Source organism: Pseudomonas sp. SWRI18, from assembly GCF_014268345.1.
Classification (GTDB): domain Bacteria; phylum Pseudomonadota; class Gammaproteobacteria; order Pseudomonadales; family Pseudomonadaceae; genus Aquipseudomonas; species Aquipseudomonas cedrina.
Genome location: NZ_JACCQQ010000025.1, coordinates 62,794 through 85,853, shown reverse-complemented (window position 1 = coordinate 85,853; position 23,060 = coordinate 62,794). Strand labels below are relative to the sequence as shown.

Sequence of the window (23,060 nt, the reverse complement as noted above, 5' to 3'; positions counted from 1 at the left end):
CAGTGATCGTTTACGGTACGCGGCCGTAGGATGCTTGCTGCCTTTCAATAACATTCAAATTAAAAGCCTTCAAGACAGTTGCTCCCACATTCGATCGCATTCCTACAGGATATGCGCGGTCAACTGTGGGAGCGGGCTTGCTCGCGAAAGCGGTTTATCAGGCGCCGACGATACCGCCATCATCCCGCCGAATCGCCATCACCGACGAGCGCGGCTTGCCATTGGGCAAATGCTCCGGCCAGGTCGAACCGCCGGTTTCGCCCGGATGCTGAATGCCCACGAACAACGTCTTCTGGTCCGGCGAAAAGCTGATGCCCGTCACTTCACAGGCCACCGGCCCGACCATGAAGCGGCGGATTTCCCCGGTGCTCGGGTCGGCGCAGAGCATCTGGTTATTGCCCATCCCTGCGAAATCGCCCGCGTTGCTGTAGTCGCCGTCGGTAAGGATCCACAACCGCCCGGCCTTGTCGAAACCCAGGCCGTCGGGGCTGTTGAACATGTTCTGCGGGTTGATGTTCGACGAACCGCCCTTGGGCGTTCCGGCGTGCACGCCAGGGTTGCCGGCCACCACGAACAGGTCCCAGGTGAACGACATGGCGCCGTGGTTATCGGCGTCGGCCTTCCAGCGCAGGATCTGGCCGTAGACGTTTTTCTCACGGGGGTTGGGGCCACCGACGGGCTGGCCGTCTTCACCGCGCTTGGCATTGTTGGTGAGGGTGCAATAGACCTGGCCATCGGTGGGGCTGACCACGATCCATTCCGGGCGGTCCATGCGTGTGGCTTTCACCACGCTGGCGGCCAGGCGCGCGTGGATCAGCACTTCGGCCTGGCTGTTGAACCCGGTGCTGGCGTCGATGCCGTTTTTGCCAAAGGTCAACTCGACCCATTGGCCCTTGCCCTTGGGATGGTCGGCATTGCCGTCGCCCGCGTCGAAGATCGCCACGTATAAGGTGCCGTGGTCGAGCAGGTCTTTGTTGGCCTTGGGGTTCTTGTGGTTGATCTTGTCGCGGCTGACGAACTTGTAGATGAACTCGCCGCGCTCATCATCGCCCATGTACACCACGGCGCGCCCATCGCGGGTCTCGGCCAGGGCGGCGTTTTCGTGCTTGAAGCGGCCCAGGGCGGTGCGCTTGGCCGGGGTGGACTGCGGGTCGAACGGATCGATCTCCACCACCCAGCCGTGGCGATTGAGTTCGTTGGGGTTCTTGGCCAGGTCGAAACGCGGGTCGTGCTGATGCCAGTTGATGTCTTTGCTGGCGGCGACCGCGCCGTAGCGTTTCTGCCCGGCATCGAAGGTCTGTTGTGGGTTGCTGCTGCCGAAGCAGTCGGTGAAGTTCTCTTCGCACGTCAGATAAGTGCCCCACGGCGTTTTACCGTTGGCGCAGTTCTGGAAGGTGCCCAGGACTTTCTTGCCGGATTTGTCGGCGCTGGTTTTCAGCCATTCATGGCCGGCAGCGGGGCCGCTGAGGCGAATCGGCGAATTGCCGTGAATGCGCCGGTTGTAGCGCGAGTCCTGGACGAATTGCCAAGTGTCACCCTGGCGCCGCACTTCGATCACGGACACGCCTTCGCTGGCCAGGGCCTTGCGCACGTCTTCGGCCGATTGCGGCGCGCCGCCGTGGGCGTAGAGATAGCGGTAGTTGGTGTATTCGTTGTTGATCGCCATCAGCGCGCGGTTATCGTCGCCGGGGAAGGGGAACAGGCTCATGCCGTCGTTGTTGTCGCCGAACTGCTGTTCCTGGGCCTGCGCCGTGCCGTTGCCGGACGGGTCGAAGGCTGGCGCGCTCTTGCTCAGCGGTTGGCCCCAACTGATCAGCACCGACGCGCTGTAGCCCGGAGGCAGGCTGATGGTGTCGCTGGTGGCGGCGGCGATGCTGGTAAAGCCCAGCAGCGGGCTGGCAGTGGCGGCATTGACGGCCAGGGCGCTGCGGGTCAACAGGTTGCCGCCCAGGAACATCGCGGCACCGCACAAGGCACCGGCACCGATGAAGCGGCGGCGGGTGAGGCCGACCATCTGTTCGAGGTCGGTGGCTTGGTTTTCTTCTAATAGGCTCATCTCAGGCTCCTTGACGGTTTTTGCAGATACCTTAAGGAGCGGGCGTGACGAAATTGTTGCAGTTAAAAGAAGCTGGCTGCTTACACCGGTGTTCCCAGCAGCACATTGCTCGGCGCGAATTGCACCTGGATCGCCTGGCCTTCAGCGGCGCTGATAGCCTTGAGCGCGTCGGGCTGCGCCAGGGCGCATAAAACCTGGCCGTTGGGCAGGGCGATGCGGACTTCGCTGGGGCCGTCGTCGGCGTCGAGAATGGCGTCGACGGTGCCGCTCATGCAATTGTGTCCAGTTGTTACGGAGTCCCCGGCGGCCAGCAGTTCCAGCCAGCCGGCCTTAATCAGCGCGACCACTTCCACGCCGGTTTCCAGCTCCAGCCGCTGTGTGCTGTCGTGGGTAATCTGCGCATCCAGGGTCAGCCCGCCCGCCAGTTGCAGGCGGACCAGATCGTTGCGGCCTTGCTGCTCGATGGCGATGACCTGGCCGTGCAACTGATTGCGCGCGCTGGTACGCAGCATCAAGCGGCCCAGCAGGTTGAAATCGCTGGCCGCTTCGTCGGAACCCAGCACCTGCGCCTGCAGCACTTGCAGGCGCTGGTAAAGACGCAACACCCGCTCACCCTCGGCCGTCAGCTTGGCGCCGCCGCCGCCCTTGCCACCGACGCTGCGTTGCACCAGGGGCTTTTGCGCCAGATTGTTCAGCTCGTCGATGGCGTCCCAGGCCGCCTTGTAGCTCAAGCCTGCGCTTTTCGCGGCGCGTGTGATGGAGCCCTGCTCGGCGATGTGCCCCAGCAAGGCAATGCGCTGGGGGCGGCGGATGATGTGTTGGCTGAGCGGGGTGGGCAGAGACATGTGGATACGCTTGGATGGGATGAGCCGAACGTTGCGGGCAAGCGGGGCTGGCGTCAAGTCAGTGGCCCGGTTTGGGCGTGCGGGCCAGGCAGTACACATCGACCCGTCGCGCGCCGCCATCGGTCAACAATCGCGCCAGGCTGTGGGCGGTGGCGCCCGTGGTGAGTACGTCGTCGACCAGGGCGAAGTGACGCCCCCGCACCTGGGCGTCTGGCGCCAGGGCGAAGGCGCCGAGCAGGTTGCGCTTGCGGGTCTTGGCATCGAGGGCTTGCTGGGCGACGGTTTCCTGGGGGCGTAACAACAGGTGCTCATCGCAGGCGATGTTCAGGTCGCTGCTGAGCCAGCGCGCCAGCATCGCGGCTTGGTTATAGCCGCGTTCGCGCAGGCGTTTGCGGGCCATAGGCACCGGCAGCAGACAATCGGGCCGCGGGAGCTCGGTGTTGTCGAAGCGGTGTTGCAGGTGGTGCGCCAACAGCCGCGCAAGCATCTGCCCGAGGGGCCAGCGGGCCTGGTGTTTGAAGCGACTGATCAGGCTGTCGACAGGGAAGCTGTAGGTCCAAGGCGCGACCGCCTGTTTAAAGGCAGGCGGTTGTTTCTGACATTGGCCGCAGATCAAACCCTCCATGGGCAAGGGCAGGGCGCACATGTCGCAGTGCTCCAGCAACCACGGCAGCTCCGTTTCGCAGACGTTGCACACACAATGAGCGGACTCTGTCGTTTCATCGCAGATTAAACAGGTCTGTATGTTTTTTAACCATATGTAAACCTGGTGTTTGTAGTTGGGTTGACAGTGCATGAATCTTCCTTAAATATGCCGAGCATCCGTGTCGTGCCTGTGGGTATTGCCCTGCCCACAGCGCTTGCCCAAGCATAATCAAGGAATCGCCCATGAGCGCCAGCACCACCGCCACGTTGCGTCACGATTGGTCTCTTGCAGAAGTCAAAGCGCTGTTCGTGCAGCCGTTCAACGACCTGTTGTTCCAGGCGCAGACCGTGCACCGCGCGCATTTCGACGCTAATCGTGTGCAAGTGTCGACGCTGCTCTCGATCAAAACCGGCGCCTGCCCGGAAGATTGCAAATATTGTCCGCAGTCGGGCCACTACAACACCGGCCTGGAAAAAGAAAAGCTGATGGAGGTGCAGAAGGTCCTCGAAGAGGCCGCCCGCGCCAAGGCCATCGGCTCGACCCGCTTCTGCATGGGCGCCGCCTGGAAACACCCGTCGGCCAAAGACATGCCCTACGTGCTGGAAATGGTCAAAGGCGTGAAGGCCATGGGCCTGGAAACCTGCATGACCCTCGGCCGTCTCGATCAGGACCAGACCGAAGCCCTGGCCCAGGCCGGCCTCGACTACTACAACCACAACCTTGATACCTCGCCGGAGTTCTACGGCTCGATCATCACTACCCGCACCTACGGCGAACGCCTGCAAACCCTGGCCTATGTGCGTGATTCCGGGATGAAGATCTGTTCCGGCGGCATCCTCGGCATGGGCGAGTCCCTCGATGATCGCGCCAATTTGTTGATCCAGCTGGCCAACCTGCCCGAGCATCCGGAATCGGTGCCGATCAACATGCTGGTGAAGGTCGCCGGTACGCCGCTGGAAAACGCCGAGGACATCGACCCGTTCGACTTCATTCGCATGCTCGCCGTGGCGCGCATCCTGATGCCGCAGTCCCACGTGCGCCTGTCGGCCGGCCGTGAGGCGATGAACGAGCAGATGCAGGCCCTGGCGTTTTTTGCTGGTGCCAACTCGATCTTCTACGGCGACAAGTTGCTGACCACCGCCAATCCGCAGGCCGACAAGGACATGCAATTGTTCGCGCGCCTGGGGATCCTGCCGGAAGCGCGGGAAGAGCACGCCGATGAAGTGCATCAGGCGGCGATCGAGCAGGCGTTGGTTGAGCAGAAAAGCAGCGAACAGTTCTACAACGCCGCCGTTTGATTGAAATGCAATCCAAATGTGGGAGCTGGCTTGCCTGCGATAGCGGTCTGTCAGGCACATTGCTGTTGAATGTGCCGTCGTCATGGCAGGCAAGGCAGCTCCCACATTTTTGACCGTAAACCGAGGCCAGCATGTCTTTCGATCTCGCCGTGCGCCTCGCTGCCCGCCGTGCCGAACACCTTTATCGCCAACGCCCACTGCTGCAAAGCCCCCAAGGCCCGCAAGTGGTGGTCGACGGCCAGCCGTTGCTGGCGTTCTGCAACAACGATTACCTGGGCCTGGCCAATCACCCGCAGGTGATCGAAGCCTGGCGCGCCGGTGCGTCCCGTTGGGGCGTCGGCGGTGGTGCTTCGCACCTGGTGGTCGGGCATGCCACGCCGCATCATGAACTGGAAGAAGCCCTGGCTGACTTGACCGGTCGCCCGCGCGCGCTGCTGTTTACCACTGGCTACATGGCCAACCTTGGCGCGGTCACGGCGCTGGTGGGGCAGGGCGACACCGTGCTGCAAGACCGTCTTAACCATGCCTCGCTGCTGGATGCGGGCTTGCTGTCCGGCGCGCGCTTCAATCGCTACCTGCATAACGACGCCGAAAGCCTCGCCAAGCGCCTTGAAAAGGCCACCGGCAATACGCTGGTGGTCACCGACGGCGTGTTCAGCATGGACGGAGATTTGGCCGACTTGCCCGCGCTGGCCCGTGAGACCAAGACCAAAGGCGCCTGGTTGATGGTGGATGACGCCCACGGTTTCGGGCCCCTGGGCGCCAATGGTGGCGGCATCGTCGAGCATTTTGGCCTGAGCCAGGCGGACGTGCCGGTACTGGTCGGCACCCTCGGCAAAGCGTTTGGTACGGCCGGGGCCTTTGTGGCGGGCAGTGAAGAGCTGATCGAAAGCCTGATCCAGTTCGCGCGGCCGTATATCTACACCACCAGCCAACCGCCGGCACTGGCCTGCGCCACCCTGAAAAGCCTGGAACTGTTGCGCAGCGAGCATTGGCGGCGCGAACACTTGAACACGCTGATCCGTCAATTTCGCCAAGGCGCCGAGCAGTTGGGCCTGGAGTTGATGGACAGCTTCACGCCGATCCAGCCGATCCTGATCGGCGACAGTGCCAGGGCCATACGCCTGTCCCGGAGGCTGCGCGAGCGCGGCCTGATGGTGACTGCGATCCGCCCGCCCACGGTCCCGGCCGGCAGCGCGCGTCTACGCGTGACATTGACGGCGGCCCACAGCGCGGCGCAGGTACAGCTATTGTTAAGCGCATTGGAAGACTGTTTCCGCCTGGAGCCTGCCCATGCGTGATCGACTGGTATTGCTGCCCGGCTGGGGCCTGGGTGTTTCGCCATTGGAGCCGTTGGCCGCCGCACTGCAGGGGTTGGACGAGCACCTGCAGGTGCAGATCGAACCGTTGCCCGCGCTGGACTCCAGCGACCTTGATGAATGGCTCGACGAGCTCGACGCCACGCTGCCGGACAACGCCTGGCTGGGCGGCTGGTCCCTGGGCGGCATGCTGGCCTCGGAGCTGGCGGCACGGCGTGGCGAACGTTGCTGCGGCCTGCTGACCCTGGCGAGCAACCCGTGTTTTGTCGCCCATGATGGCTGGTCGAATGCGATGCCCGCCGACACCTTCGATGCGTTTCTCGCCGGATGCCATGCCGACTCCCAGGTCACCCTCAAGCGCTTCGGCCTGTTGTGTGCCAAGGGCGCCAAAGACCCGCGCGGGTTGTCGCGCCTGCTGGTCAGCGGCGCCCCGAATACGCCTTCAAGTGTACTGATGCCCGGCCTTGAACTGCTCGCCCAGCTCGACACGCGCGACGCCCTGCTGGCGTATCGCGGTCCGCAATTGCATCTGTTTGCAGGCCTGGACGAACTGGTGCCCGCCGAAGCCGCCGGTGCATTGCTGGCGCTGCTCCCCGATGTTGAAATCGGCCTGATTGAACAGGCCGGCCACGCTTTTCTTCTGGAAGACCCCCACGGTGTCGCGGGGGCCATCCAGGCTTTTTTGCATGAGTGCGTCGATGACTGATTTATCCCAGGCCCCGCTGCCGGGTGCCTTGCCGGACAAGCGCCAGGTGGCGGCGTCCTTTTCCCGTGCCGCCGCCAGTTACGACAGCGTCGCCGAGTTGCAGCGGGCGGTGGGCAACCAGTTACTGGCGCGCTTGCCGGCGGGTCTCGCGCCGCAACGCTGGCTGGATATGGGCTGCGGCACCGGGTATTTCAGCCGCGTGCTGGCCGAACGCTTTTCCGACAGCCAAGGCATCGCACTGGATATCGCCGAAGGCATGCTCAGTCACGCACGACCGTTGGGTGGCGCCGAGCACTTCATCGCAGGTGACGCAGAGCGCTTGCCGCTTAAGGCTGAAAGCTTGCAGCTGCTGTTCTCCAGCCTTGCGGTGCAATGGTGCGCGAACTTCGAGGCGGTGCTCAGCGAGGCCCATCGCGTGTTGCAGCCGGGCGGTGTGCTGGCCTTCGCCAGCCTGTGCGTGGGTACCTTGCACGAGCTGCGTGAAAGCTGGCGCGCCGCGGATGGCCTGGTCCACGTCAATCGCTTTCGCACCTTCGAGGCGTACCAACAACTGTGCGCGGCCAGCGGCCTGCGGGTGGTGAGCCTGGAACGCCGCGCGCATGTATTGCATTACCCCGATGTGCGCAGCCTGACCCATGAATTGAAGGCATTGGGCGCGCATAACCTCAACCCCGGCCGGCCGGGCGGCTTGACGGGGCGTGCGCGGATCGCGGCGCTGGTGCAAGCGTATGAGCAGTTCCGCCAGGCCCAGGGCCTGCCGGCGACTTACCAAGTGGTGTATGCCGTACTGGAGAAACCTCTATGAGCGCCGCTTATTTCATCACCGGTACCGACACCGATGTCGGCAAGACCACCATCGCCGCCGGCTTGCTGCACGCGGCGCGGCACGCCGGCCGCAGCACCGCCGCCGGCAAGCCCGTCGCTTCCGGTTGCGAGGTCACGCCCAAAGGCTTGCGCAACGCCGATGCGCTGGCGTTATTGGCCGAATGTACGTTGCCCCTGAGCTACGCTGATGTGAACCCGGTGGCGTTCGAACCGGCCATCGCACCGCATCTGGCGGCGCGGGAGGCGGGTGTTTCGCTCACCGTGCAATCCCTGTTGAAACCCATGCAGCAGATCCTGGCCTTGAACGCGGATTTCACCTTGATCGAAGGCGCAGGCGGTTGGCGTGTGCCACTGGCCGATCAAGCGAATTTGTCAGACTTGGCCATGGCGCTGAAACTGCCGGTGATCCTGGTGGTAGGTGTGCGCCTGGGTTGCATCAGCCATGCCTTGCTCACCGCCGAAGCCATCGCGCGGGATGGTTTACAGCTGGCGGGGTGGGTGGCCAATATCATCGACCCCAAGACCTCCCGTCTGGAAGAAAACCTCGCCACCCTGGCCGAACGGTTGCCTGCGCCCTGTCTGGGGCGGGTACCAAGACTCAAGCACGCCGGGGCTGAGGCCGTGGCGCACTACCTGCAGTTGGATTTGCTTGACTGATTTTGGCTATTGCCAGGCATTGTGCCATTAGTGTTTTTGTCGGGCGTTTTGCCACTATCTCTGTTTCAATCATCGTTCACGATTCTCTGAAAGCAGGTTCAAGCCATGGATATCTCTGGCAGCAGCGCGTTTTACTCAGGCCTGAATACCATTGCGTCCGGGCAGAGCCGTGTCGACCAGGCCGCCGGCAAGATCGCCAGTGCCGCCACCAGCCAACCCTCGGACGCCCAGAACGATCGCTTGCAGGCGGTCAATCGCGGCCAGCCGACCAATTCCGCGAGCAATATGGTGGAGCTGGCCGAAGGAAAGTTTGAGGTGGCGCTGGGCGTCAAAGTGGCCAAGGCTGCGGATGAAATGCTCGGCACTTTCATCGATACCTACGCTTAGTCCCTCTTCCCCACGCATGCCGGCTCTGCTTTCTGTGGGAACTGGCTTGCCTGCGATCGAATCACCTCGCTATGCCTGATAAACCGCAGCGCTCGCATCGCAGGCAAGCCAGCCCCCACATTTGACTCGCTTCGCCTCCCCGCACCTCTACACTTGCCAAATGACGTGGCGTCTTGCCGCAGGCCTTGCCGTGTCTGATGTTGACCCACATCAGGACAAACGGCACCCGAACGACGCTTGACATCCCCAGGACGTAAACGTATGTTTCAAACACCTGTTTGACCGCCTCCACACATCCACGCGGTTGTCCATCCCAGATACATCAGCAGAGGTTTATCGCTATGCCTGACTACAAGGCCCCCTTGCGTGATATTCGCTTCGTTCGTGACGAACTGCTTGGCTATGAAGCGCACTATCAGAGCCTGCCGGCTTGCCAGGACGCTACGCCGGACATGGTTGACGCCATCCTTGAAGAGGGCGCCAAGTTCTGTGAGCAGGTACTGGCACCGCTGAACCGCGTGGGCGACATCGAAGGGTGCACCTGGAGCGAGTCAGGCGTTAAGACCCCTACAGGTTTCAAGGAAGCCTACAAACAGTTCGTCGAAGGCGGCTGGCCAAGCCTGGCCCACGACGTGGAGCACGGTGGCCAAGGCCTGCCGGAGTCCCTGGGTCTGGCGGTGAGCGAAATGGTCGGCGAAGCCAACTGGTCGTGGGGCATGTACCCAGGCCTGTCGCACGGTGCGATGAATACCATCTCCGAGCACGGCACGCCCGAGCAGCAAGACGCCTACCTGACCAAACTGGTGTCGGGCGAGTGGACCGGCACCATGTGCCTGACCGAGCCGCACTGCGGCACCGACCTGGGCATGCTGCGCACCAAGGCCGAGCCTCAGGCTGATGGTTCCTACACAGTCTCCGGCACCAAGATCTTCATCTCGGCCGGTGAGCACGACATGGCCGATAACATCGTCCACATCGTCCTGGCCCGCCTGCCGGATGCACCGGCAGGCACCAAAGGCATTTCGCTGTTTATCGTGCCCAAGTTCCTGCCGAACGCCGATGGCTCGATCGGCGCGCGCAACGCGGTGACCTGCGGCTCGTTGGAACACAAGATGGGCATCCACGGCAACGCTACGTGCGTGATGAACTTCGACGCGGCCACCGGTTTCCTGATCGGCCCGGCGAACAAAGGCCTGAACTGCATGTTCACCTTTATGAACACCGCTCGCCTGGGCACCGCGCTGCAAGGCCTGGCCCACGCCGAGATCGGCTTCCAGGGCGGCCTGAAGTATGCGCGCGACCGCCTGCAGATGCGCTCCCTGACTGGCCCGAAAGCGCCGGAGAAGGCCGCCGACCCGATCATCGTGCACCCTGACGTGCGCCGCATGCTGCTGACCATGAAAGCCTTCGCCGAAGGCAACCGTGCGATGGTGTACTTCACCGCCAAGCAAGTGGACATCGTCAAGTACGGCACCGACGACGAAGCCAAGAAACAGGCCGACGGCCTGCTGGCCTTCATGACCCCGATCGCCAAGGCGTTCATGACCGAAGTCGGTTTTGAATCGGCCAACCACGGTGTGCAGATCTACGGCGGCCACGGTTTCATCGCCGAGTGGGGCATGGAGCAGAACGTTCGCGACAGCCGCATTTCGATGCTGTACGAAGGCACCACCGGCATCCAGGCCCTGGACCTGCTGGGCCGTAAAGTGCTGATGACCCAAGGCGAAGCGCTCAAGGGCTTTACCAAGATCGTGCACAAGTTCTGCCAGGCCAACGAAGGCGTCGAGGCGGTCCAGGAATTCGTCACACCGCTGGCTGCACTGAACAAAGAGTGGGGTGAGTTGACCATGAAGGTCGGCATGGCCGCGATGAAAGACCGTGAAGAAGTCGGTGCCGCTTCGGTGGATTATCTGATGTACTCCGGTTACGCGTGCCTGGCTTACTTCTGGGCCGACATGGCGCGCCTGGCGGCCGAGAAACTGGCGGCCGGCACCAGCGAAGAGGCGTTCTACACCGCCAAGCTGCAAACCGCGCGCTTCTACTTCCAGCGCATCCTGCCGCGTACCCGCACGCACGTCGCGACCATGCTCTCGGGCGCAGGTAACCTGATGGACATGAAAGAAGAAGACTTCGGCCTGGCTTACTAAGCCTTACGCGTCACGTGAAAACCGCCGCGTCCCTTGGGGCGCGGCGGTTTTTTATGCGCGGTAAAAAACCGCACTACGGCGCTCAGGGATTGCAGGCGGCTGCCGTTACAGTGATGGCAATGTGATACATGCTCGTCAGGTTGTGCTTAACTGTCAGGGTAAAGTCATAGTGCCATCATTTGTTTGCGGGTCGGAGTTTTACCCTTGTCGCGCGTGTCCGCTGTACGGTTCAGTCATTTTCTCCCTTCGTTGCTGCTCTTGCTGGCCGGGCTTTCGGCTGCCTACGTCAAGGACCTCAACGTCTTCTTCACCTCTCTGTTCAATGTGCTGCCGACCCTGGTGCTGTTGCTCGGCGGTTCGTACTGCGCGGTGTACCGTCGTCAGCGTGAGCTGTTCCTGATGATCACGGTGTATATCGCCTACTACCTGCTCGATACCCAGACCGATTTCTACCGCGACCACGGCCGCGTGCGCGAAGACGCGGCGGTGGTGTTCCATCTGTGCTGTCTGCTGCTGCCGTTGCTGTTCAGCATTTACGCGCTGTGGCAGGAGAAAACCCACCTGTTTCGTGACTTCGTCGCCCGTGGCGCGGTGTTGCTGGCAATCGGCAGCGTCGCGCTGGCGCTGGAACAAAGTTATCCCCAGGGCGTGCTGAATTGGCTGGCGGAGATTCGCTGGCCGATGCTGCATGGCGCCTGGATGAGCCTGATCCAGTTGTCGTACCCGATGTTCCTGATTGGTTTCCTGACCCTGGCCGCGCAGTACTGGTACCAGCCGCGCCCGCTGCACGCGGCGCAACTGGTGGGTTTGCTGGGTATGTTCTGGATGTTGCCGCAGACATTCATCCTGCCGTTCACCCTGAACATCATGTGCAGCCAGGTCATGCTGATGATTGCCGCCGGTGTGGCCCACGAGGCTTATCAGATGGCGTTCCGCGATGAACTGACCGGCTTGCCGGGACGTCGCGCATTGAATGAGCGCATGCAGCGGCTGGGGCGCAACTATGTGCTGGCGATGAGCGACGTCGACCACTTCAAGCGCTTCAACGACACCCACGGCCACGATGTAGGCGACCAGGTGTTGCGCCTGGTGGCGAGCAAGTTGTCCAAGGTCAACGGCGGTGGGCGAGCATATCGCTACGGCGGTGAAGAGTTCGCCGTGGTGTTCGCCGGCAAGACGGTGGAAGAATGCATGCCGCACCTGGAGGAGATCCGCGAGATCATCGCCGATTACGACATCAAATTGCGCAACATGGACCGGCCCCAAGACGATCATCAGGGCCGTCAGCGTCGCTCGGGCAGCGGCGCTTCCAGTGTCTCGGTGACCATCAGTATCGGCGTGGCCGAGCGCCAGGCCGAGCAGCGCACGCCCGAGGAAGTGCTCAAATCCGCCGACCAGGCGCTGTACGCCGCCAAGGGCGCCGGGCGTAACTGTGTGGTTGCAGCCGGTCAGACCCGCCGTGGCGCGGTGCGCATGCAAAGCGCTGCCGGTTGAGTAATGGCGCTGTATTCAGCAGCGCTACAGTGATTGTTCGGGCTCGTTGCCAGCAGTAGGTTTACCCCATCTGCTGACGGAGACATTGCCATGCCTGAGTACAAAGCTCCCCTTCGCGACATGCGCTTTCTGATCGACAACGTGTTTGATTTCCACGGCCACTACGCTGCATTGGGCGCAACCGACGCCAGCCCGGACATGGTCAGCGCGATCCTCGAAGAAGGCGCGAAATTCTGCGAGAACGTGCTCGCGCCGCTCAACCGCAGCGGTGATGAAGAAGGCTGCCATTTCGACAATGGCGTGGTGACCACGCCCAAGGGGTTCAAGCAGGCGTTCGCCCAATACGTCGAAGGCGGTTGGCATGGCGTAGCGGCGGACCCCGCCTACGGTGGCCAGGGTCTGCCGCAGTCACTGGGCCTGGTGCTCAGCGAAATGATCGGCTCCAGCAACACCTCCTGGGGCATGTACCCAGGGCTGACCCACGGCGCGATGTCGGCGATCCACGCCCATGGCACCGCCGAGCAGAAAGACACCTACCTGGGCAAACTCACCGCCGGCGAATGGACCGGCACCATGTGCCTCACCGAAGCCCATTGCGGCACCGACCTGGGCCTGATCAAGACCCGCGCCGTGCCTCAGGCGGACGGCAGCTATGCCGTCACCGGCAGCAAGATCTTCATCTCGGCCGGCGAGCACGACATGAGTGCCAATATCATCCACCTGGTGCTGGCCAAACTGCCGGATGCACCGGCGGGCACCAAGGGCATCTCATTATTCATCGTGCCCAAGTTCCATGCGGACTCCGGCGCGCGCAACGCGGTGCACTGTGGTTCCATCGAACACAAGATGGGCATCAAGGGCTCGGCCACCTGCGTGCTGAATTTCGACGGCGCCAGGGGCTTTCTGATTGGCGAGGCGAACAAAGGCCTCAACTGCATGTTCACCATGATGAACCACGCGCGCCTGGGCACTGGCATGCAGGGCCTGTGTAACGGCGAGGCAAGTTTCCAGGGGGCGATCAAATACGCCAACGACCGTCTGCAAATGCGCTCTTTGACCGGCGCCAAGGCCCCGGAGAAAGCCGCCGACCCGATCATCGTGCACGCCGACGTACGGCGCATGCTGCTGACCATGAAAGCCTTCAACGAAGGCAACCGCGCGCTCGCCTACTTCACCGCGCAATTGCTCGACACGGCGCACCTGAGCAGCGACGCCGGCCAACGCCAGGACGCCGAAGACTTGCTGGCGTTCCTGACGCCGATCTGCAAAGCCTTCATGACCGACACCGGGCTGGAGGTGACCAACCATGGCATGCAGGTGTTTGGCGGCCACGGTTACATCCGCGAATGGGGCATGGAACAACTGGCCCGCGATGCGCGGATTGCGCCGATCTATGAGGGCACCAACGGCATCCAGGCCCTCGACCTGCTGGGGCGCAAGGTGCTGGGCAGCCAGGGCAAGCTGCTGCGTGGTTTTACGAAAATCGTACACAAATTCTGTGCCGCGAATGCCGAGCACCCGCAATTCAAGGCTCATGTGGCGCAGCTCGATCAACTGAACCGCGAATGGGGCGAGCTGACCACCCGCGTGGGCATGGCGGCGATGAAAAACCCCGATGAAGTCGGCGCCGCCGCTGTGGATTACTTGATGTACAGCGGCTACGTGGTGCTCGCTTATTTGTGGCTGCGCATGGCGCTGGCGGCCCTTGAGCAACCCGACGCCGACTTCGCCAAGGCCAAGCTGGCGACCTGCGATTTCTACTTCAAGCGCCTGCTGCCGCGTACCGCCACCCACCGCGCGGCGGTGGAAGCGGGCAGCGAATGCCTGATGAGTCTGCCTGCAGAGTTGTTTGGCCTGTAGAGACCGGTTTCTACAAATCCCCAAGTGTATGTGTGACTTATAAATACTTGCTGGTCACGAACGGACCCTATGTGTCTGAAAAGTTGTTCGGGTACACTCTGAGCCTGTAAAACCGATCCTACCGAATCATTTTTCACGTTCTCACGAGGTTTGCCATGGCTGATTACAAAGCGCCGCTGCGTGATATGCGCTTCGTCCTCAACGAAGTCTTTGAGGTCGCCAACACCTGGGCCCAATTGCCGGCATTGGCAGACACCGTTGACGCCGAAACCGTAGAGGCGATCCTCGAAGAAGCCGGCAAAGTCACCGCCAAGTCCATCGCCCCGCTCAGCCGCGGCGGCGATGAACAAGGATGCCGCTGGGACAACACCGCGGTGTTTACCCCGGACGGTTTTCCACAGGCCTACAAGACCTACGCCGAAGGCGGCTGGGTTGGGGTGGGCGGCGATCCTGCCTTTGGTGGCATGGGCATGCCCAAGGCGGTGTCGGCCCAGGTCGAAGAGATGATCAACTCGTCGAGCCTGGCGTTCGGCCTGTACCCGATGTTGACCTCCGGCGCCTGTGTGTCGATCGCGACCCACGCCAGCGATGAACTCAAGGCCGCCTACCTGCCGAAGATGTACTCCGGCGAGTGGGCCGGCTCCATGTGCCTGACCGAGGCCCACGCCGGCACGGACCTGGGGATGATCCGCACCAAGGCCGAGCCACAGGCGGACGGTTCCTACAAAGTCAGCGGCACCAAAATCTTTATCACCGGTGGCGAGCACGACCTTACCGACAACATCATCCACCTGGTGCTGGCCAAGCTGCCGGACGCACCGGCGGGCCCCAAGGGCATCTCGCTGTTCCTGGTGCCCAAGTTCATGGTGAGCGCCGACGGCAGCCTGGGCGCGCGTAACGCGGTGAGCTGCGGGTCCATCGAACACAAGATGGGGATCCAGGCATCGGCGACCTGTGTGATGAACTTCGACGCAGCCGTGGGTTACCTGGTAGGCGAGGCGAACCGTGGTCTGGCGGCAATGTTCACTATGATGAATTACGAGCGCCTGGGTGTCGGCATCCAGGGCCTCGCTTCCGGTGAGCGTTCTTACCAGAACGCGATCGAATACGCGCGCGACCGCTTGCAAAGCCGTTCGCCGACCGGCGCCCAGGCCAAGGACAAAGTAGCCGACCCGATCATCGTGCACCCGGACGTGCGTCGCATGCTGCTGACCATGAAGGCGGCGAATGAAGGGGGGCGTGCGTTCTCCACCTACGTGGCGACGCAACTGGACATCGCCAAGTTCAGCGACGATGCCGTTGCGCGCGAGCGCGCGGACAACCTGGTGGCGCTGTTGACCCCGGTGGCCAAGGCGTTCCTCAGCGACCTGGGCCTGGAAACCACGGTGTTGGGCCAGCAAGTCTTCGGCGGCCATGGCTACATTCGTGAATGGGGCCAGGAGCAACTGGTGCGCGACGTGCGCATTACCCAGATCTACGAAGGCACCAATGGCATCCAGGCGCTGGACCTCATGGGGCGCAAGATCGTTGGCAGCGGCGGTGCGTTCTACACCTTGTTCGCCGACGAAATCCGCGCGTTCATCGCTTCGGCGGGTGTCGAGCTGGCTGAATTCACCCAACCGCTGGGTGCGGCAGTGGACAACCTGGACGAATTGACCGCCTGGGTACTGGATCGCGCCAAGACCAACCCGAATGAAATCGGCGCGGCGTCGGTTGAGTACTTGCACGCCTTTGGCTACATGGCCTATGCCTACATGTGGGCGCGCATGGCCAAGGCGGCGTTGGGCAAGGAAGCAGAAGAAGGCTTCTACGCCAGCAAACTGGGCACCGCACGCTTCTACTTCGCGCGCCTGTTGCCGCGCATCCAATCGCTGAGTGCGTCGGTAAAAGCCGGTAGCGAATCTTTGTTTTTGCTGGATGAAGCCCTGTTCTAAGGCGTTGGAGGGCGTGTAAGCATTCTCTTACATGACGTGCTGCTATTCGTCCTCTATCGCCAGATTGGATCCACGGATAATCTACTTCACATGGACGTCGCGCAGGAAGCGCAAAGCAACAACACGGACACGTAGGATTCTGCCAGGAAGGCGGAGTGAAATGGATGTCAGGGAAACAGTCTGCAAAGCCCCGCTTCGGCGGGGTTTTCTTTTGCCCGCGAAAAAGTCAGGCGGGCCCGTGCGGGGCGTTCATCACGTCTTCCAGCAAGGTGCGCAGCAACGCCACCGTCGCCTGCTGGCGTTGCACATCGCGGCACACCAAGCCCACTTTCAGCGGCACTCTTGGTTCACTCAAGGGTTTCCACAGCAGCGACTGGCTGTTGTGTTCGTCCTGGGAGCGCCCCGGCAACACCGTCGCCAGCTTCGTGTGAGGCAGGCTGTCGAGAATCCCCACCATGGTGTTGAGCTCCGCCTGCACTTGCGGACGACGGCCAAGGTTGGCCAACTGGCCCTGCCAGATCTGCCGCACCTGGAATTCTTCGCCCAACAGCAGCATCGGCAGCTCTGCCGCCTGTTTCAGCGAGACTTTCTTGAATTCGCGCAGAGGATGGTCCTCGGGGATGACGACCTTCAGTTCATCTTCGTACAACAACACGCCGTGCAGCCCTGGCTGGCGTGGTGGCAGGTAGCTGATACCGATGTCCAGCGAACCGTTGAGCAAGCGCCGCTCGATCTCAATCCCGGTCAATTCGTAGATCTGCACCACCAGGTGCGGCTGGGCTTTGCGCACGCGCTCGAGCATCTGCGGCACCAGGCTGGTGTGCACGGTTTGCAGCACGCCGATGGCCAGGGTGCGCATCGCTTGGCCTTTGAAGTTACGCAACGCTTCGACGGCCTGTTGCATCCCGTCGATCAATGGCAGCGCGTGGTTATACAAGGTGTGAGCCGCCAGCGTCGGCAACAGGCGCTTGCTGCTGCGCTCGAACAGGCTCACATCCAGGTTCTGTTCGAGTTGGCGGATCTGTTGGGACAGGGCCGGCTGGGAGATCGACAGACGCTCCGCGGCACGGCCGACGTGGCCTTCCTCGTACACCGCGACGAAATAACGCAGTTGCTTGAAATCCATAAGGCTTACTTATCGAAAAAGCTGGAAAATCGAAATGGCCGCTGGCCCTTGGGACGCCTAGTCTAGCGCCTATTCGCAGGGCTTACAGGGCCGGATCGGGCAATGAACAGCGTGCATGTTGAAAGCGTTTACATAGGCAAGGCAAACAATCTTCACCCCACTTACAGGGCGCATACCGACCAAGGTCCGGTTGCCAACGGCGGTGACTTGTGAACCTGTTCACTAGGCGTCGCCCGGCACCGAGCCTGGACGATCTGATCCTGGATGCCCCAAGCGACAGTCTTTGCAGCGAATCCTTGATGCCCACGGTGGCCCGTCCGCCTCAAGTCTTCGTTCGTGGGCAGGGCTCTTGGCTGTGGGACGGTGACGAGCGCGCCTACCTGGACTTCAGTCAGTGCAGCGCCGCCAACAGCCTTGGCCACAGCCCGCAGGTGCTGATCGAAGCGTTGGCCGACCAGGCCCAGGCGCTGATCAACCCAGGCAACGGTCTGCATAACCGCAGCCAGCTCAACCTCGTCGACCGCCTGTGCCATCGCACCGGCAGCGACCAGGCGTACCTGCTCAACAGTGGCGCGCAGGCCTGCGAAGCGGCGATCAAGCTGGCGCGCAAATGGGGCCAACTGCACCGTGGCGGCGCCTACCGCATCATCAGCGCGAGCGGCGGTTGCCACGGGCGCAGCTTTGCGGCATTGGCCGCCTCGGCGGGCGCTGTGGCCAACCGGTTTGAACCGCAGTTGGCGGGTTTCAGCCATGTACCGTTCAACGACCTGGCAGCCCTGCATGCCGCCGTCGACGCGCAGACCGTCGCCATCATGCTCGAGCCGATCCAGAGCGAAGCCGGGGTGGTTCCTGCGACGGAGCATTATCTGAAAGGCGTCGAGCGGCTGTGCCGGGAATTGGGGATCTTGCTGATCCTCGACGAGGTACAAACGGGGATCGGCCGCTGCGGCAGCCTGCTTGCCGAACAACAGTACGGCGTACGTGCCGACATCATCACCCTCGGCAAAGGCCTGGGCGGCGGCGTCCCCCTCGCGGCGTTGCTGGCACGCGGCAAAGCCTGTTGCTTTGAAGTGGGCGAGTTGGAAGGCACCCATCATGGCAATGCGCTGATGGCGTCGGCCGGGGTGGCCGTGCTTGATACGGTGTTGGAGCACGGCTTTCTGGAGCAGGTGCGTGACGCCGGTTTCTACCTTGGCGAGGGCCTCGCCCGTCTGGCTTATCGCTACGACCACGGCCAATTGCGCGGCCATGGCCTGATGTGGGGGCTGACGCTGTCGGATTATTCTGCGGATGCTGTCGTAAAAGCGGCCTTGCATGAAGGCCTGATCATTAACGCCCCGCAACCGAACTGCCTGCGCTTCACGCCGGCCCTGACGGTAAGCAAAAGCAACATCGATGAAATGCTCCTGCGCCTGGCCCGCGCCTTCGCGCGCGTGCGCACCGCGCAGCTGCAATGCCGCAAGGGCATCGCCGTTTAAACACCGATTTACCGAACCGTCTCGCGACCTACGCGGCGCCTCCAGCCTGATTTTTTCGGCTGGGGGCGTTTTTTTGTCTGTGTCATTTTTGGATTGAAAAGGTTGATTGAGCCTTTGCGAAAACAATGTTTTTTTAACGAGCCTCGGCAAGGACTGCCGACGGGGCGCTGCGCGCGTTACTTCTAATCTATACCACTGGGTGGTATGTTTGTGGGAAGGGATATCCATGAGACTCAGGTTGTTCAAAACGCGGAAGTTTGCCGAAGCGGCCAGCAAGGCCTGGATCTGTGACTCGGAGTTAAGGGAGGCGTTTGGCCAATTCAGCGGATGCTGGAAATCAGAGAGTTTGTGGAGATACATCATGACCAAGAAATATAAAAGTGCGGCGTTTGAGTCCATTCACCACTCCGCCAAAGCGCTTTATGCCATCGGCGCCATCAGCAAAACCACGCTTCGTGAATATGACGAGGCATGCTTATCTGCCGTCCCGGAACAAATTCCGGCCGAACAAATCAAGCAGCTTCGTGAAAACAACCATGTGAGCCAACCGGTGTTCGCCCGTTACCTGAACACCAGCGCTTCCACGGTAAAAAAATGGGAATCTGGCGAGAAACAACCTAGCGGCATGGCGCTCAAGTTATTGAGCATCGTACAAAAACACGGGTTGGAAATTCTGGCCTGAAGATGGCCCAACGCCAGATCCCACTGAACCCTCACGAACGCTCAAGGTCGATTAGCTACACGGCTCGCACGAGCCGATTTTTCTGGAGCTGACCCATGGATTTCATTCGTATCATCATCGCCATTCTGCTGCCGCCACTGGGTGTGTTCCTGCAAGTGGGCTTCGGCGGCGCGTTCTGGCTGAACATCCTGCTGACCCTGTGCGGCTACATTCCAGGCATCGTGCACGCGGTGTACATCATCGCCAAGCGCTGAGGCCGTCAGCCTTTTGCGATGAGTCGTGAGTTGCGCTCGTTGCGAAAGGCCAACTGCTCGATGGTCTGGGTGGCGTGTTCGGCCTCTTCGCGCGCTTGCAGGATGATGCCGTGCTGCTCGGACTTGCTGCACACCGGGTCGGCATTGCTCGCATCGCCCGTGAGCATGAAGGCCTGGCACCGGCAGCCGCCGAAGTCCTTTTCCTTTTCGTCACATGACCGGCACGGCTCGGGCATCCAGTCGTAGCCGCGAAAGCGGTTGAAGCCGAACGAGTCATACCAGATGTGCTGCATGCTGTGGTCGCGCACGTTGGGAAATTGCACTGGCATTTGTCGAGCGCCGTGGCAGGGTAGGGCGGTGCCATCGGGCGTCACGGTCAGGAAAATGCTGCCCCAGCCGTTCATGCAGGCTTTCGGGCGCTCTTCGTAGTAATCTGGCGTGACAAAGATCAGCTTGCACGGGTGGCCTTCGGCTTCCAGCTTGGCGCGGTATTCATTGGTGATGCGTTCTGCGCGCACCAGCTGCTCCCGGGTCGGCAACAGACCTACGCGATTGAGCTGCGCCCAGCCGTAAAACTGGCAGGTGGCGAGTTCGACAAAGTCCGCCTCAAGCGCGATACACAGCTCGATGATGCGGTCGATCTTGTCGATGTTGTGCCGATGGGTGACGAAGTTAAGCACCATCGGGTAGCCGTGCGCCTTCACCGCGCGGGCCATTTCGAGCTTTTGAGCGAAGGCTTTTTTCGAGCCGGCCAGCAGGTTGTTCACCTGTTCGTCGCTGGCCTGGAAGCTGATCTGGATATGGTCCAGGCCGGCCTTCTTGAAGTCGCTGATCTTCTGCTCGGTCAGGCCGATGCCGGAGGTGATCAGGTTGGTGTAGAAGCCCAGCTTGCGCGCTTGCGCGATCAGCTCGGCAAGGTCCTGGCGCACCAACGGTTCACCGCCGGAAAAACCCAATTGCGCCGCACCCATTTCCCGCGCTTCACGAAATACCTTGATCCATTGCTCGGTACTCAACTCCTTGCCCTGCTCGGCAAAATCCAGCGGGTTGGAGCAATACGGGCACTGCAACGGGCAGCGATAAGTCAGCTCGGCCAGCAGCCACAACGGCAGGCCAATCGCTGGTTTGTCAGGCAAGGGTGATCCAGTGCTCAGCACGGGCGACCTCCATGAATTGCTCGATGTCATCACCAAGCTCAGGCACGCCGGGGAATTGTTTATCCAGCTCGGCGATGATCGCCGCCACGTCGCGCTCGCCATCGATCAAGCCACCGATCAGCGCGGCGCTGTCGTTGAGCTTGATCATGCCTTCGGGATAGAGCAACACATGGCCCTTTTGCGCGGGCTCGTACTGGTAGCGATAGCCCTGGCGCCAGGTTGGTTTTTTGCTGCGATCAAAGCTCATAGGGTGATCCCTTTGTGCCATACCCGCTGCTCGGTCACGCTGTGATACGGCGGGCGTTTGAGTTCGTAGGCCATGCTCATGGCATCGAGCATGCTCCACAGGATGTCCAGTTTGAACTGGAGAATCTCCAGCATGCGTTCCTGGCCTTCGCGAGTGGTGTAGTGCTGCAGAGTGATTGCCAAACCATGCTCCACGTCGCGACGGGCCTGGCCCAGGCGGGTGCGGAAGTATTCATAACCGGCCGGGTCGATCCAAGGGTAATGCTGCGGCCAGCTGTCGAGGCGCGACTGGTGGATCTGCGGCGCGAACAGTTCGGTCAGCGAACTGCTGGCCGCTTCCTGCCAACTGGCGCGACGGGCAAAGTTGACGTAGGCATCCACCGCAAATCGCACACCGGGCAACACCAGTTCCTGGGAGCGCAGTTGGTCCGGGTCGAGGCCGACAGCCTGGCCCAGGCGCAGCCAGGCTTCAATGCCGCCGTCTTCACCGGGAGCACCGTCGTGGTCGAGCAGGCGCTGGATCCACTCGCGACGGATCTCACGGTCCGGGCAGTTGGCCAGGATCGCGGCGTCTTTCAGGGGAATATTCACCTGATAGTAAAAGCGGTTGGCGACCCAGCCCTGGATCTGCTCGCGGGTCGCACGGCCTTCATACATCGCCACATGGTACGGGTGACGAATATGGTAGAAGGCGCCCTTGGCCCGCAGGGCGGCTTCGAATTCAGCGGTGGTCAACGGCGTGTCAGTCATTTCGGTCGCTCCTACAATTCAATGCTCATGCCGTCGTAAGCCACTTCGACATTGCGCCGCGCCAGCTCCGCTCGCTCGGGGGAATCTTCATCGAGGATCGGGTTGGTGTTGTTGATGTGGATAAGTACCTTGCGCTGGCGGGGCAATTGCTCAAGCACTTCGAGCATGCCGCCGGGGCCGTTCTGTGCCAGGTGCCCCATTTCGCGGCCGGTACGGGTGCCGACGCCGCGGCGTTGCATTTCATCGTCATCCCACATCGTGCCGTCCACCAGCAGGCAGTCGCTGCCGGCCATGATGTCCAGCAACGGCGCGTCGACCTTGCCCAGGCCTGGGGCATAGAACAATTTGCCGCCGGTGCGCAGGTCTTCGACGATCAGGCCGATGTTATCGCCCGGGTGCGGGTCGAAGCGATGCGGCGAGTAGGGGGGCGCAGCGCTGCGCAATGGCAGTGGGGTAAAACGCAGGTTGGGGCACGCCGGAATGGTGAAGCTGGCGTCCAACTCGATACGGTTCCACGTCAGGCCGCCATTCCAGTGGGTAAGCATGCTGAACAACGGGAAGCCGGTGCTCAGGTCTTCATGGACCATGTCGGTGCACCACACTTGGTGCGGGCAACCTTCGCGCAGGCTCAACAGGCCGGTGGTGTGGTCGATCTGGCTGTCCATCAGAATGATCGCGCTGATGCCGGTGTCACGCAGAGCACGGCCAGGTTGCATCGGGGCGAAACCCTGAAGCTGCGCGCGGATATCCGGCGAGGCATTGCACAGCACCCAGTTCACGCCATCGTCGGAGATCGCGATGGACGATTGGGTACGCGCCTGGGCCCGCAGGCTGCCATCTCGGAAACCCGCGCAGTTCACGCAGTTGCAGTTCCACTGCGGGAAACCACCGCCGGCGGCGGAACCTAGAATCTGGACAAACATGGTCGCTCCATCAAGCTCAAAACAAAAACGCCCCGGGCGAACCGAGGCGTTGTATTACCCAGCGGATTAACGGCTGGCGAAGTACATGGTGACTTCGAAACCGATGCGCAGATCAGTGTAAGCAGGTTTGGACCAGGTCATATTCTTACTCCTACGAAGGGATGGGACGTTTACTACCAAGTAATACATATAGTCCACCTCCAATCGGAGATGTTCAGATGTGTGCGTGGGAATGTTACGCAATTCTTTTCAAGTTAGCGCTGTCTCGGT

General features: G+C 61.7%; 22 protein-coding genes. 13 read left to right on the top strand and 9 right to left on the bottom strand.

Annotated features, from left to right (window positions below; genetic code table 11):
* Positions 1 to 157: 157 nt before the first annotated feature.
* The 3 genes from H0Z09_RS23405 to H0Z09_RS23395 form a co-directional block, all read right to left on the bottom strand.
* Positions 158 to 2,056, bottom strand: a complete 1,899-nt coding sequence (locus tag H0Z09_RS23405) for a PhoX family phosphatase (protein WP_186693848.1) — start codon at positions 2,054 to 2,056, stop codon at positions 158 to 160.
* A gap of 80 nt (positions 2,057 to 2,136) precedes the next feature.
* Positions 2,137 to 2,901, bottom strand: coding sequence for a TOBE domain-containing protein (locus H0Z09_RS23400; protein ID WP_186693847.1), 765 nt, complete (start codon positions 2,899 to 2,901; stop codon positions 2,137 to 2,139).
* A 58-nt stretch (positions 2,902 to 2,959) separates the two neighbouring features.
* Positions 2,960 to 3,697, bottom strand: coding sequence for a ComF family protein (locus tag H0Z09_RS23395; RefSeq protein ID WP_186693846.1), 738 nt, complete (start codon positions 3,695 to 3,697; stop codon positions 2,960 to 2,962).
* 92 nt (positions 3,698 to 3,789) lie between these two features.
* Here H0Z09_RS23395 and bioB point away from each other — a divergent pair, with 92 nt between their 5' ends.
* From bioB to H0Z09_RS23345, 10 genes are all read left to right on the top strand, one after another.
* On the top strand, positions 3,790 to 4,845 hold the full coding sequence (bioB, locus tag H0Z09_RS23390) for a biotin synthase BioB (RefSeq protein ID WP_186693844.1): 1,056 nt from the start codon (positions 3,790 to 3,792) through the stop codon (positions 4,843 to 4,845).
* 131 nt (positions 4,846 to 4,976) lie between these two features.
* A complete protein-coding gene (gene bioF / locus H0Z09_RS23385) occupies positions 4,977 to 6,146 on the top strand; it encodes an 8-amino-7-oxononanoate synthase (RefSeq protein ID WP_186693842.1) in 1,170 nt (389 codons plus the stop codon).
* Entirely contained in the window at positions 6,139 to 6,870 is a 732-nt protein-coding gene (locus tag H0Z09_RS23380) for an alpha/beta fold hydrolase (protein WP_186693840.1), read from the top strand. Before bioF ends, H0Z09_RS23380 begins: the two co-directional genes overlap by 8 nt.
* Entirely contained in the window at positions 6,863 to 7,675 is an 813-nt protein-coding gene (gene bioC, locus H0Z09_RS23375) for a malonyl-ACP O-methyltransferase BioC (protein ID WP_186693838.1), read from the top strand. The genes H0Z09_RS23380 and bioC overlap by 8 nt, the downstream gene beginning before the upstream one ends.
* Positions 7,672 to 8,352, top strand: a complete 681-nt coding sequence (gene bioD / locus H0Z09_RS23370) for a dethiobiotin synthase (RefSeq protein WP_186693836.1) — start codon at positions 7,672 to 7,674, stop codon at positions 8,350 to 8,352. Before bioC ends, bioD begins: the two co-directional genes overlap by 4 nt.
* Positions 8,353 to 8,457: 105 nt before the next feature.
* Positions 8,458 to 8,739 carry a pyrroloquinoline quinone biosynthesis protein PqqE gene (locus tag H0Z09_RS23365; protein ID WP_186693834.1) on the top strand — a complete coding sequence of 94 codons (282 nt, stop codon included), beginning with the start codon at positions 8,458 to 8,460 and terminating at the stop codon, positions 8,737 to 8,739.
* Between the two features lie 341 nt (positions 8,740 to 9,080).
* Positions 9,081 to 10,886, top strand: coding sequence for a phenylacyl-CoA dehydrogenase (locus tag H0Z09_RS23360; RefSeq protein WP_186693832.1), 1,806 nt, complete (start codon positions 9,081 to 9,083; stop codon positions 10,884 to 10,886).
* Between the two features lie 204 nt (positions 10,887 to 11,090).
* Positions 11,091 to 12,380 carry a GGDEF domain-containing protein gene (locus H0Z09_RS23355; RefSeq protein ID WP_186693830.1) on the top strand — a complete coding sequence of 430 codons (1,290 nt, stop codon included), beginning with the start codon at positions 11,091 to 11,093 and terminating at the stop codon, positions 12,378 to 12,380.
* A 90-nt stretch (positions 12,381 to 12,470) separates the two neighbouring features.
* On the top strand, positions 12,471 to 14,240 hold the full coding sequence (locus tag H0Z09_RS23350; RefSeq protein ID WP_186693828.1) for an acyl-CoA dehydrogenase C-terminal domain-containing protein: 1,770 nt from the start codon (positions 12,471 to 12,473) through the stop codon (positions 14,238 to 14,240).
* Between the two features lie 155 nt (positions 14,241 to 14,395).
* Complete coding sequence (locus H0Z09_RS23345) at positions 14,396 to 16,174, top strand: acyl-CoA dehydrogenase C-terminal domain-containing protein (protein WP_186693827.1); 1,779 nt, start codon at positions 14,396 to 14,398, stop codon at positions 16,172 to 16,174.
* Positions 16,175 to 16,400: 226 nt separating this feature from the next.
* On the opposite strand, the gene H0Z09_RS23340 is transcribed toward H0Z09_RS23345, so the two are convergent.
* Positions 16,401 to 17,300 carry a LysR family transcriptional regulator gene (locus H0Z09_RS23340; RefSeq protein WP_186693826.1) on the bottom strand — a complete coding sequence of 300 codons (900 nt, stop codon included), beginning with the start codon at positions 17,298 to 17,300 and terminating at the stop codon, positions 16,401 to 16,403.
* A gap of 209 nt (positions 17,301 to 17,509) precedes the next feature.
* On the opposite strand from H0Z09_RS23340, the gene H0Z09_RS23335 reads away from it, so the two are divergent.
* From H0Z09_RS23335 to H0Z09_RS23325, 3 genes are all read left to right on the top strand, one after another.
* Complete coding sequence (locus H0Z09_RS23335; RefSeq protein ID WP_186693825.1) at positions 17,510 to 18,778, top strand: aminotransferase class III-fold pyridoxal phosphate-dependent enzyme; 1,269 nt, start codon at positions 17,510 to 17,512, stop codon at positions 18,776 to 18,778.
* A 361-nt stretch (positions 18,779 to 19,139) separates the two neighbouring features.
* A complete protein-coding gene (locus H0Z09_RS23330; RefSeq protein ID WP_186693824.1) occupies positions 19,140 to 19,460 on the top strand; it encodes a DNA-binding transcriptional regulator in 321 nt (106 codons plus the stop codon).
* 95 nt (positions 19,461 to 19,555) lie between these two features.
* Positions 19,556 to 19,714, top strand: a complete 159-nt coding sequence (locus H0Z09_RS23325; RefSeq protein WP_003228885.1) for a YqaE/Pmp3 family membrane protein — start codon at positions 19,556 to 19,558, stop codon at positions 19,712 to 19,714.
* 5 nt (positions 19,715 to 19,719) lie between these two features.
* On the opposite strand, the gene pqqE is transcribed toward H0Z09_RS23325, so the two are convergent.
* The 5 genes from pqqE to pqqA all read right to left on the bottom strand — a co-directional run bounded on the left by pqqE (position 19,720) and on the right by pqqA (position 22,931).
* Positions 19,720 to 20,871 (bottom strand): pyrroloquinoline quinone biosynthesis protein PqqE, encoded by a 1,152-nt coding sequence (gene pqqE / locus H0Z09_RS23320; protein ID WP_186693823.1) that lies wholly within the window; start codon positions 20,869 to 20,871, stop codon positions 19,720 to 19,722.
* Positions 20,843 to 21,118: a pyrroloquinoline quinone biosynthesis peptide chaperone PqqD gene (gene pqqD, locus H0Z09_RS23315; RefSeq protein ID WP_003194772.1), complete on the bottom strand. Its 276-nt coding sequence runs from the start codon at positions 21,116 to 21,118 to the stop codon at positions 20,843 to 20,845. Before pqqD ends, pqqE begins: the two co-directional genes overlap by 29 nt.
* Positions 21,115 to 21,867, bottom strand: coding sequence for a pyrroloquinoline-quinone synthase PqqC (gene pqqC / locus H0Z09_RS23310; RefSeq protein WP_186693821.1), 753 nt, complete (start codon positions 21,865 to 21,867; stop codon positions 21,115 to 21,117). The genes pqqD and pqqC overlap by 4 nt, the downstream gene beginning before the upstream one ends.
* A gap of 11 nt (positions 21,868 to 21,878) precedes the next feature.
* Positions 21,879 to 22,790 carry a pyrroloquinoline quinone biosynthesis protein PqqB gene (pqqB, locus tag H0Z09_RS23305; protein WP_186693819.1) on the bottom strand — a complete coding sequence of 304 codons (912 nt, stop codon included), beginning with the start codon at positions 22,788 to 22,790 and terminating at the stop codon, positions 21,879 to 21,881.
* 66 nt (positions 22,791 to 22,856) lie between these two features.
* Entirely contained in the window at positions 22,857 to 22,931 is a 75-nt protein-coding gene (gene pqqA, locus H0Z09_RS23300; protein WP_003194766.1) for a pyrroloquinoline quinone precursor peptide PqqA, read from the bottom strand.
* Between the last annotated feature and the right edge of the window lie 129 nt (positions 22,932 to 23,060).